8 protein-coding genes are annotated in these 7,546 nt (G+C 72.0%); 4 read left to right on the top strand and 4 right to left on the bottom strand.

All coding sequences use genetic code 11. The annotated features are described in order from the left end of the window. A partial coding sequence (locus IJH84_RS01245) for an FAD-dependent oxidoreductase (protein WP_295139230.1) occupies positions 1-505 on the top strand: 505 nt, incomplete at its 5' end. A gap of 26 nt (positions 506-531) precedes the next feature. After that, a complete protein-coding gene (hemQ, locus tag IJH84_RS01240; protein ID WP_200071303.1) occupies positions 532-1,227 on the top strand; it encodes a hydrogen peroxide-dependent heme synthase in 696 nt (231 codons plus the stop codon). 181 nt (positions 1,228-1,408) lie between these two features. Here hemQ and msrB read toward each other — a convergent pair whose 3' ends face one another. Beyond that, the gene (gene msrB / locus IJH84_RS01235) at positions 1,409-1,831 is read right to left on the bottom strand and encodes a peptide-methionine (R)-S-oxide reductase MsrB (protein ID WP_200071304.1); all 423 of its coding nucleotides are present in this window, start codon (positions 1,829-1,831) and stop codon (positions 1,409-1,411) included. Positions 1,832-1,878: 47 nt separating this feature from the next. Continuing rightward, positions 1,879-2,199, bottom strand: coding sequence for a hypothetical protein (locus IJH84_RS01230; RefSeq protein WP_295139221.1), 321 nt, complete (start codon positions 2,197-2,199; stop codon positions 1,879-1,881). 111 nt (positions 2,200-2,310) lie between these two features. Here IJH84_RS01230 and ligD point away from each other — a divergent pair, with 111 nt between their 5' ends. Beyond that, positions 2,311-3,324 carry a non-homologous end-joining DNA ligase gene (gene ligD, locus IJH84_RS01225; protein WP_295139218.1) on the top strand — a complete coding sequence of 338 codons (1,014 nt, stop codon included), beginning with the start codon at positions 2,311-2,313 and terminating at the stop codon, positions 3,322-3,324. A gap of 357 nt (positions 3,325-3,681) precedes the next feature. On the opposite strand, the gene IJH84_RS01220 is transcribed toward ligD, so the two are convergent. Next, positions 3,682-5,235: an alpha/beta fold hydrolase gene (locus IJH84_RS01220; protein ID WP_295139215.1), complete on the bottom strand. Its 1,554-nt coding sequence runs from the start codon at positions 5,233-5,235 to the stop codon at positions 3,682-3,684. Between the two features lie 270 nt (positions 5,236-5,505). On the opposite strand from IJH84_RS01220, the gene IJH84_RS01215 reads away from it, so the two are divergent. Then, a complete protein-coding gene (locus tag IJH84_RS01215) occupies positions 5,506-6,396 on the top strand; it encodes a DMT family transporter (protein WP_295139234.1) in 891 nt (296 codons plus the stop codon). Between the two features lie 72 nt (positions 6,397-6,468). Here IJH84_RS01215 and IJH84_RS01210 read toward each other — a convergent pair whose 3' ends face one another. Continuing rightward, a complete protein-coding gene (locus tag IJH84_RS01210; protein WP_295139212.1) occupies positions 6,469-7,365 on the bottom strand; it encodes a 2-dehydropantoate 2-reductase in 897 nt (298 codons plus the stop codon). Positions 7,366-7,546 lie beyond the last annotated feature (181 nt).

The following is a 7,546-nucleotide window of genomic DNA, read 5'->3' as shown; positions in this document are numbered from 1 at the left end:
GGCGTCGATGGCGGTGCTCGGCTTGGCGTTGCCCGCGGACACCGAGCTGCCGGACGCGTCCGGCACGCTCATCGCGCGCGGCGAGACGCACGCCGACGGCACGCCGTTCACCGCGAAGGCGTTCACCTTCTCCAGCCGCAAGTGGCCGCACCTGGCAGGCAGCCGCGGTGAGCTGCTGGTGCGCGGTTCCGTCGGCCGATCCGGCCAGGACGAGCTGCTGCGGCTCACCGACGCCGAGATGGTCCGCCGGGTCGTCGCCGATCTGCGCGAGATCAGCGGGCTCGCGGTCGAACCCGTGGACTCCGCGGTCGTGCGCTGGGGCGGCGGTTTGCCGCAGTACGCGGTGGGCCACCTGGACACCGTCACCGAGCTGGAACGAGCGGTGGCCGGTGCGGGCGGTTTGGCGCTGGCCGGTGCTGTGCTGCACGGAGTGGGCGTGCCCGCGTGCGTGGCCACCGGTGAAGCGGCCGCGAGTGCCATAGCAGAACACCTCGTGGCCGCCTGACTGCCCAGAAGTGGGACCATGGCCGCATGGCGCGGCTGAACTACTCCGAACTCAACGAAACTCTCCGCTACACCATGTGGTCGGTTTTCCAGGTCGAGCCGGGCGCGTTGCCCGAGGACCGGGAGAAGGCCGCGGTGGCCACCCGCGAGTACCTCGACGGTCTCGCCGAATCCGGCGTCGTGGTGCGCGGTGTCTACGACCTCGCCGGGTTGCGCGCGGACGCCGACTTCATGATCTGGTGGCACGCCGAGCAGATCGAGCCCCTGCAGGCCGCCTACGCCGGTTTCCGCCGCGGCACCACGCTCGGCGAGGCTTCCGAGGCGGTGTGGAGCAACGCGGCGCTGCACCGGCCCGCGGAGTTCAACAAGAGCCACGTGCCGGACTTCCTGGTCAACAACGAACCGGGCGACTACCTCTGCGTCTACCCGTTCGTGCGCTCGCACGACTGGTACCTGCTGCCGGACGACGAGCGCCGCACGATGCTCAAGGACCACGGCATGGCGGCCCGCGATTTCCCGGACGTGCGGGCGAACACGGTGTCCTCGTTCGGGCTCGGCGACTACGAGTGGATCCTCGCCTTCGAGGCCCCGGAGCTGCACCGGATCGTCGACCTGATGTGGAAGATGCGCTACACCGAGGCGCGGCGGCACGTGCGCGAGGAGACGCCGTTCTTCACCGGCAAGCGCGTGGACGTGGCGGACCTGCTCGAGCGGCTGCCCTGACGCTCAGCGGTTTCCGGACCGGTGGACTGCCGACGAGCACGACGCGCCAACCGGCCGCGGCCGCGCGGCCATTTCGCGCGGCCGCACCGGCGGTTCGGAGATCACCCCGCGCCTAGCTGAGGCTCACGCCGCCCGCTTGTCCCTGACGAGCTGGTGCGCCCGCTGGTAGGGCCTTGGTCGGTCACTGCGCGGGCACCAGGCGCAGCGCGATGGAGTTCATGCAGTAGCGCTGGTCGGTGGGGGTGTCGTAGCCCTCGCCGGTGAAGACGTGGCCGAGGTGGCTCAAGCAGGTCGCGCACAGCACCTCGGTGCGGACCATGCCCATCGAACGGTCCTCGCGCAGGATCACCGCGTCGGTGTCCCGCGGGTCGTAGAACGACGGCCAGCCGCAGTGCGAGGCGAACTTCGTCTCGCTGCGGAACAGTTCCGCGCCGCACGCCCGGCACTCGTAGACACCGGTGGTGTCGGTGTCGACGTACTCGCCGCTGAACGGCGCCTCGGTCGCCGCCTGGCGCAGCACGGCGTACTCGTTCGGACTGAGCTGTTGCTGCCATTCCTGCTCGGACTTGGAGACCTTCGGAGTGGCGCCCGCGACCGGATCCATGCCTCCACGCTAACCCTTCCGGTGATCGACTGCCCGTGCCCGCCCGGTCAACCGGCCAGCGCTTCGGCGACCAGCCGCAGCGCGGTCCACACCAACATCAGCGCCGACGGGCCGACGACCAGCAGCACGATCAGGGCCACCACGAGTCGCCGGTGGCCCCCGGCGCGGTTCGCCCCGTCCGCGAAGTCGCCGACGCCGCGCAGCATCCCCTCGACGGTGGCGGGCGAGTTCGGGTGCTCGATCTTGTCCAGGTGTTCGGCGAACCGCCGCACCTCCGGATCCTGCGGGTCCAAGCCGACGAGGTCGTCGGCGAACCTTCCCTGCGGGCCGCGCGCCTCTGGATCGTCGGCCCCGTGTCCCGGCGGCATCGGCCCACGTTAACGCTCCTGCGGCGCCGCTGTGCTCCGCTGAACACAGGCCGCTGGAGCTGCCGCGCGCGCAACGGCGCTCGACCCGGGTCGGCGGCCTAGTCTGGCGGCGTGGCCGAATCCTCGTTGGAACTGGACGTCGCAGGCAGGACGGTCCGGGTTTCGCACCCGGACAAGGTGTACTTCCCGGCGCGCGGATTCACCAAGCGCCAGGTCGTCGAGTACTACCTCGCGGTGGCCGAACCGCTGCTGCGGGCCGTCGGCGACCGCCCGACGACGCTCAAGCGCTTTCCCGGCGGCGTGACCGGCGAGCCCTTCTACGCCAAGCGCGTGCCGAAGGGCGCGCCGCCGTGGGTGCGCTCGGTGCAGGTGACCTTCCCGTCCGGGCGCACCGCCGAGACGGTTTGCCCGAGCGAGCCCGCGGTGCTCGCGTGGGCGGCGAACCTCGGCACGCTGGACTTCCACCCGTGGCCGGTGCGCTCGGCCGACGTCGATCATCCCGACGAGCTGCGGATCGACCTCGACCCGCAGCCGGGCACCGGGTACGCGGAGGCCGTCCGGGTCGCCGAGGTGCTGCGCGAAGTGCTCGGCGAAGCGGGCCTGGAAGGATTCCCGAAGACCTCCGGCGGCCGCGGCGTGCACGTCCTGGTGCGGATCCGGCCGCGCTGGGACTTCGTCGAAGTGCGGCACGCGGTGATCGCGCTGGCCCGCGAGGTGCAGCGGCGCATCCCGCAGCACGCCACGGTCGCCTGGTGGAAGGCGGACCGCGGTGAGCGGGTGTTCCTCGATTTCAACCAGGCCGCGCGGGACCGCACCATCGCCTCCGCGTGGTCGATCCGCGCGAACCCGCGGGCGACCGTCTCCACCCCGCTGACCTGGGACCGGCTCGCCGAGGTCGAACCGGACGAGTTCGACCTGGCCACGGTGCCGGACTGGCTGGCCGAGCACGGCGACCCGCACCGCGGGCTGGACGAACGCGCGCACGACATCACCGCCTTGCTGGAGTGGTACGAGCGCGACGAGCGCGACCGCGGTCTCGGCGAGTTGCCCTACCCGCCGGACTACCCGAAGATGCCCGGCGAGCCGACCAGGTCCCGGAAGAACAGCCCCGCGGTCGAACGGTGACCCCGTTGGCGCAGCCGCCCGTGCGCACAGCGCTTTGGTCACCCATTGCTATGTGTGCATGATCCCTGTTCAACGGGATGGACCAGACCGGGTCCCTCTGGCGGCGGTGTGCCTCGTGGCGGATGGCCGCGCACCATCGCTACTGCTGGTGTTCACCACGTGAGGAGGACCCCGATGGTTCCCACCGAGAACGAGACCGCTCCGCAGGCCGGCGGTTGCAACTGCTGCGCCAGTTGCAGCGGACCCTCCTGCGGGTGTTGCTCGAACTGCTGACGAACTCCTTCGTCGCATTTCTGCACGTGAGTCCCGGGGTGGCCGCCGACCTCCCCGGGACTCACGCGCAGGTGCCCCGGCCGATCACGCCGGGCAGGCCGTCCCGGCAGCGGGTACCTCGCCGCGCACGAAGAACCGCGTGACGGCCTCCGTGACGCAGTCCGAACGGCCGAACGCGCCGTGGCCTGCGCCCAGCCAGCGAATCGGGACGCCGGACGGGAGCTGTTCGGCGAGCTGCTCGGTGCCCTTCTCCGGCATCGACGGATCCTTCGCGGTCGCCACCACCGGCATCGGCGGCAACCCCGGCGCCGACGGCGCCGGCGGCTCCTGCTCCGGTGGCGGCCACTGGCTGCACCACGCGAGCCGCTGCGCGTACATGCCGCCGAACAGCGGATGCGTGCGGACCCATTCCCCTGCGAGAGCCACGACCCGCTCCGGCGGGACCCGCAGCGCGGTGTCGTTGCAGCTGGTGATCAGGTCGCCGTCGAGCTGCGCCGGGTCCTGACCGGTGTCCTCGACCAGCGGCCGGGCCAGCTCGCCGATGGCAGCTCCGTCACCGGAGTTCGCCGCGGCCAGCGCTTCCCGCAGCTGCGGCCACCGGTCGCTGTCGCCGAGCCCGCTCGCCAGCACCCGGACGATCTTGCCCGCCGTCACCGGCGCACCGGCGGCGGGCAGCGGTGCGGCCCGCGTGCGCTCCACCAGGTCCTCGACGGTGCGCCGCGGATCCGGCCCGAGCGGGCAAGGGCCGTTGGCCGCGCAGTCCTCGGCGAACGCGTCGAAGGTCCGCTCCGCGCTCTGCGCCTGCTCCTTGGCCTGGCCCATCGCGTCCATCAGCGGGTTCGGCCCGCCGTCGAGCACCATCCGGCCCACCGAGCCCGGGTAGCGCTGGGCGTAGGTCGTCAGCACCCGCGACGCCTCGCCCCTGCCCAGCGCGTGCAGCTTCGGCACGTCCAGTTCGCGGCGCAGCTCCTCAAGATCACCCGCGGTGCGCCAGGTGTCGTACGCCTGCAACCGGTCGTCGAGGTCCAGCAGGCATTCTTGGCTCGAATCGCGCACCGACACCAGCAACCGGTCCAGCGAGGCGCGGTCGGTCGCCCGCGGGTCGAAACCGGCGATGCTTTGCCGCTGCTGCGGCGGGATGCAGTCGGCCGGGTCGGAGCCCCCGGTGCCGCGGCGGTCCATGCCGATGATCCGGAACGTGTTCAGCATCTCCGGCGGCATCCGCAGCGCCATCCGGGCGGCGACGCTGGTGCCCGGCTCACCACCGGCGTCGCCGAGCACGACCAGCGGGATGCCGCCGTTGCCGGTGCTGAGCAGCTCGGCGCGGGTGGTGCCCGCCGCGGGCGACTCCGGTGAGTCCAATGTGGTCAGCAACTGCGAGCAGGAGAACGCGGGGCCGTCGGTGGCCCCGATCTCGTCGCGGGTCTGCTGCGTGCAGTCCTTCCAGTTCAACGTGCCGCCCGCGGGTGCGCCGAGCTCGGGCACGGGAGCCGGGCCTGGCGGCGGGGGAGTGGGCGCGACCTGCTGCTCCGGCCCGCGGTAGGCCACCGCCGGGCGTTGCGAGGGACCGGCCGAACAGCCGGTGGCGAATGCGGCCAGCAGCAGCAGAGCACCGATCCGGTGGCTGGCGCGCGGCACGGCTGCTCCCTCGACGCAGGTTTGGCTGCGGCTGAGCATCGCATGATCGGCGTGAGCCCCCGGTTAGGGGGAGCGGGCCGGGCGTGGTGAACGTCGCCGTGCTTGCGCTTGGGCGGCCGCTGCGCACCGGCTACGGTTGCTCGCCGGGTTCCCGGCGGTTCCCCCGAAGCACCGGCGTGCGGACCGGCGGAATCGCAGGCGATCGGGATGGCGGGAATCCGAATCGCGGATAGCGGCGGAATCGGAGGCGCGGACGTGGACGCGGCGAACATGGCCGGAGCATCGTGGGGCAGGCGGCGGCCGTGGGAGTCGCTTCGACCTGCCGTCGCCCGCGGTTTCGGTGCCGTCCCGCCGCCGATGCTGGTGCTGCTCGGCGTGATCAGCCTCCAGGTCGGCGCCGCGTTCGCGAAGCAGCTGTTCGCGATGGCCGGGGCCAACGGGGTGGTGACGCTCCGGCTGCTGTTCGCCGCGCTCGTGCTGCTGGTCGTCTGGCGTCCGTCGCTGCGCCTGGATCGCACGACCTGGCTGGTGATCGCCGCCTACGGGGCGGTGCTCGCGGGCATGAACATCTGCCTGTACCAGGCGATCGACCGCATTCCGCTGGGCGTGGCGGTGACCATCGAGTTCTTGGGGCCGCTGTCGGTGGCGGTGTTCGGCTCGCGGCGCAAGCTGGACCTGCTGTGGGCGGTCCTCGCCGGACTCGGCGTGCTGCTGCTGTCCCGTGTGGACGGTGGGCTGAACCCGGTCGGCGTCGGTTTCGCGCTGGCTGCGGGAGTGCTGTGGGGCAGCTACATCCTGGTGGGCGGGAAGCTCGGCAAGTACACCAGCGGTGGTTCCGGCCTGGCGCTGGGGATGGCGTTCGGCGCAGTTGTCGCGTTGCCGTTCGGGATCACCGGCTCCGGGATGCAACTGCTGGAGCCACCGGTGCTGGTGGCCGGGCTCGTGGTGGCGTTGATGTCGTCGGTGGTGCCGTACTCGCTGGAGCTGGAGGCGCTGCGCCGGATTCCGCCGCGGGTGTTCGGCGTGCTGATGAGCCTGGAGCCCGCGGTCGCCGCGCTGGCCGGGCTGCTCGTGCTGGGGGAGGCGCTGAGCGCTTTGCAGTGGGTGGCCATCGGCTGCGTCGTGCTCGCTTCGGTCGGTTCCACCCGCTTCGCCCAGTAGCGGCTCCCGCCGACCCGGTTCAGCCGGAAGTGAACGGACCGTTGGTCCCAATAGATTGGACGAACAGTCCGTTCACCCGGGAGGTGGCGGGGAGTTCTCCGGGAGGGCGCGCAGCAGAGCGAGCAGCGTTTCGTTGCGCGGCACCGGGATGCCGTGGTGCCGCGCGGCGCGCACCAGCACGCCGGTGATGGCCTCGTGCTCGGTGCTCAGCCCGGCCAGCCGGTCGTAGAGCATCGACGTGCCGGTGGAGTCGTCGACCAGGAAGCCGAACGCTTCGATGCTGCGGTCCACGTCGCCCTCGTCCAGCTCGGCACCTTCCGCGCGGGCCACCGCGACCGCTTCGGACAGCACCGCGCGCAGCAGCTCGCGCGTGCCGGGTTCGGCGAACACGTCCAGCCGCCGCATCGTCAGCGCGGAGATCGGGTTCGCGCCGAGGTTGGTCAGCAGCTTGCGCCAGGCCGCGCTGCGGAAGTCTTCGGTCGTGCGCACGTTCGGCCCGCTCAGCAGGCCCGCGAACCGCTCGGCGAGCTCGCAGGCGGGCACCACCAGGCTGATCGGGGAGCGGCGCACCACGTACCCGGGCCGCAACCGTTCCGCGCCCCCGTAGAGCAGCGCGGGCAGCACCGGCGAGCGCAGGCCGAACGGGGCGAGCGAAGCGTGGTGCTCGATGCCGTTCTGCACCGCGACGACGGGCGTCTTCGGCCCGTCCGCGGCCCGCAGCCACCCTTCGGCGCTCGCGATGTCCTGGACCTTCGTGGTCAGCAGGACCCAGTCCACCGGGCCGAGCCGCTGCGGGTCGGTCTCGATCGCGACGGGCAGCTCGCTGCTGCCGTCCGGGTCCTCGATCACGAGCTCGTCGAACGGCGTGCGCACGCACACCGTGACTTCGTGCCCGGCCGCGTGCGCCGCCGCCGCGAGCACCCCGCCGACCGCACCCGCGCCGATCACCGCAATTCGTTGAGCAGCCACGGCCGCAGCCTACGTGTTCGTGCACCCCTCGATCAGCCGCGAGCGGCCGGTTCGCCGTTCAGCAGCTCGATCGGCGCTACGCCTCGATCCCGGAGCCTCCCTGACCGGCCGCGGTGATCTCGCTGACCGCCGTATATCGCGCCGGCAAAACCGCCTGCCATACCGACCTTTTGGCTGTTGT

Source organism: Saccharopolyspora sp. (genome assembly GCF_017434145.1).
Taxonomy (GTDB): Bacteria; Actinomycetota; Actinomycetes; order Mycobacteriales; family Pseudonocardiaceae; genus Saccharopolyspora_C; species Saccharopolyspora_C galaxeae.
The sequence above is the reverse complement of the archived record's forward strand: the minus strand, read 5'-3'. Positions and strand labels throughout refer to the sequence as shown.